This window comes from Gemmatimonadota bacterium, from assembly GCA_030747075.1.
Taxonomy (GTDB): Bacteria; ARS69; ARS69; order ARS69; family ARS69; genus ARS69.
The window spans coordinates 1-3,109 of the sequence record JASLLL010000058.1; the positions used below are offsets into that span (position 1 = coordinate 1).

General features: G+C 69.1%; 2 protein-coding genes. One reads left to right on the plus strand and one right to left on the minus strand.

The annotated features are described in order from the left end of the window. Positions 1–1,541, plus strand: a 1,541-nt coding sequence (locus QF819_11105) for an SUMF1/EgtB/PvdO family nonheme iron enzyme (GenBank protein ID MDP6803698.1), incomplete at its 5' end; no start/stop codon positions are given. Between the two features lie 320 nt (positions 1,542–1,861). On the opposite strand, the gene QF819_11110 is transcribed toward QF819_11105, so the two are convergent. Beyond that, the coding region (locus tag QF819_11110; GenBank protein ID MDP6803699.1) for a PcfJ domain-containing protein at positions 1,862–3,109 on the minus strand (1,248 nt) is incomplete at its 5' end.

A 3,109-nucleotide genomic window follows, 5' to 3' on the forward strand; every position in this document is an offset into this window, starting at 1 on the left:
CCGGGACGGCGCTGTCGGCGGGTCGGTATGGTCGCGCGTTGCGGCGTGCTCGAGATGTGCTGGAACTGGATCCCGAGGACGAACACGCGCGAGGGATTGCGGAGGAAGCGGCGCGACACCGGCATCAGGCGAGATTGCGCTTTCGGAATCGTGCGTTGCTGGTGGGAGTGGTGGTTCTGGCAGTGTGTTCGGCGGTGGGTCTGACGATGGAGGTCTCGTCGAATCGGGGGCATCTGGCGAGAGCGACGGGTTATGCGGATTCGGAGGATTGGGAGAAGGCGCTTGATTCGATTGGGGAGTCGGAGGGTTTTGGCGTGCCGGATCGGGAACGGTCGGCATTGCGGCGCCGCGCGGGTGAGGGGTTGCTTGCGGTCGGGGCCGGGCATCTGGAGGCCGGGGACTGGAGGGAGTCGCGGGCCGCGTACGAGTTTGTGAGAGAGAGGGTTCCGGAGCTGTCGGAGTGGGCGTTGAAGGCGCTGGAGGGGTGGGACACTCAGGCGGACGCGGAGGTGGAGCGTCTTTGCGAAGAGGCGGATTCGGCGCGGCAATCGGAGCAGTGGGCCGCCGCGAGGGGTCTGTACGCGCGGGTGGTGGGGATTCGTCCGGAGATGGGAGGTTCCGTGGAGGCTTGGGTCGGGGAGGTGGATGCCGCACGGGAGCAGGCTGCGCGGGAACAGGCTGCGCGGGAGCGGGCCGCGCGAGATCAGGCCGCCCGGGAACAGGCTGCGCGGGAGCAGGCCGCCCGGGAACAGGCCGCGCGGGAACAGGCTGCGCGGGAACAGGCTGCACGGGAGCGGGTGGCACGGGTGGAGCGTGACATGGACTTGGTGTTTGTGGAGATACCCGCGGGGAGTTTCACGATGGGCAGCGCTTCGGGCGAGAGCGGCCGTGGCGGTGACGAGAAGCAGCACCGGGTGACGCTGACGCGGGGTTTTTCGATGTCGGCGACGGAGGTGACGCAGGCGCAGTGGAAGTCGGTGATGGGCAGCAATCCGAGCCACTTCAAGGGCGGCGCGCTGCCGGTGGAGAAAGTGTCGTGGTTCGATGCCGTGAAGTTCTGCAACGCGCTGAGCGAGCGCGCGGGGTTGCGGGCGGCGTATCAGATCCATGGCGAGAGCGTGAAATGGGACCGCGATGCGAACGGCTACCGGCTGCCGACGGAAGCGGAGTGGGAGTACGCGTGTCGCGCGGGGACGGAGACGCGGTTCTCGTCGGGAAATGGCGACAGCGATCTGGAGCGGGTCGGCTGGTACTATGGGAACAGCAGGGAGAAGAGCCATGAGGTAGCGGCGAAACCGCCCAACGCCTGGGGTCTTTACGACATGCACGGGAATGTGTGGGAGTGGTGCTGGGATTGGTATGGGGGTTATCCCGGATCCGTGACCGATCCCGCCGGTCCTGATTCGGGCTCGTACCGGGTCGATCGTGGCGGGGGCTGGTTCAACAACGCCTGGTACTGCCGCTCCGCGAATCGCGGCTGGATCGACCCGGGCTACCGGGACCGCTACCTGGGCTTTCGTCTCTCGAGGTCGGCCTTTTGAGGCCGCCGGAGGCGGTCTTTACACTTTGCTCTCTTACCCTTTTACCCTTTTCCCGTTTTGGTTTTGCTCCGGGGCCGAGGAAGGAAGGGCATGGCGAAGCCGCCCTTCCCCGAGGCCGCCGGAGCCGGGTTTTGGGGAGCCCCCGCGTCGCAGAGGCTCTGCGCGCCCTCCGCTTCACGGTGCGCGGTGGGGCTGCGCGTGCGGGATCGCGATGATCCCCCCGCAGGCATGAACGCACGGAATGTGCGAGAGGCCGCCGGGAGCCGCGTCGCACGCATGGCCGTCCACCCGGCCGGGGGGAAGGCGCCGGTGCGAGTTCACTACGGGCGGGCGGGACAGGGGAGGGCCCGGTGGGGGCTGGCGGCGCTTCCGGACGCGTCCGGGATCTGCGCCTCGTGCAGCCAAAGGCGCACGGCGTGGCGCGTCTCCTCGGGCGGCGCGGTGTTGGCCCGCCCGCGAAACTCCGCGACCGTCCATCGTGCGAACTCGCCACGCTCCAGCGTCAGCGTGGCGCGGGACGGCGCGAGGATGCGATAAGCGGCCAGCTCCCCCGCGGCGATTCTCTTCACATAGAACCGGGAGCCGATGCAGTTGCGCATCGCGCGCCCTTCGCGTGTGAGTTCGCGCGCGGAGGCGATGTGTTCCGCGACCAGCGCGCGCCCGGGAGCGTCGGCGCGTCTCGTGGCGACGGGGGACGGCGGAAAGCGGACATCCGGTGTCGGCGGTTCGTGCCAGAGCCGCTCGGCCTCCGCCTGGTGAAGTTCGCGGAGCTGGACCAGGTCGCGGAAGACCCGGGGGGCATGGTCACGCTCAAGAACGATGCGAATGGCATCCGCCAGGACGCGTTCATGATTGAACTCGTCGGCGTCGCGCATTGTGGCCAGTTCCCGCAGGAAGGAGGGGGACACGCTGTCCCGCAGTTCCGGGTCGGCGATGACGCGAATCACGGCGCTCGTGAGGACGGGGGTGTGTTGGAGGAGATTCGCGACCGTTGCGTTCCCGGCCGCATGGCGCAGGAGTGACCGAAGCGATTGCAGCGTGGGGACCGTCGTGTTGCGCGGCGGCACTTTGGCCAGCGCGCGGACCGCGGCCGCGGACGCGGGAAACCCGAATGCCGCGGCAATCTCCCGGCGCTTCAGTCGGAGAAGGCGCGGAATGTCGGGCGCGGGCGCGTGGGTGGGAAGGAACGCGTCGCTGCTGGCCAGCATGAAGACGAGCGGAAGCGCGCCCGGAGCCAGATCCAGGGCGCCGTGGTCCCGGTACGCGCACAGGAATCGGTAGGGCGTCCATGCGTGCGCGGGAAGAGACGCCGCGAAGCGAAGCGCGTCACCGTCGAGCGCTCTTCCGAACGCGGCGAGTGCGCGGACGGTCCGTGCGTCGGACGGGCGCGCCTGCCGGACGAAACTGGTCGCGATGTCGTGGATGTCCGCGCGGGGTGTCGTCGCGTAACGAAGGATGGCGGGCAGGTCCGGTTCGACGGGCGGCACATTGACCGGAGCGTCCGCGCCCGAGCGCCAGGGCGGAGAAGAGGGGCATTCCACCGGGAAGGCGACCGGCCCGCCGGGAGC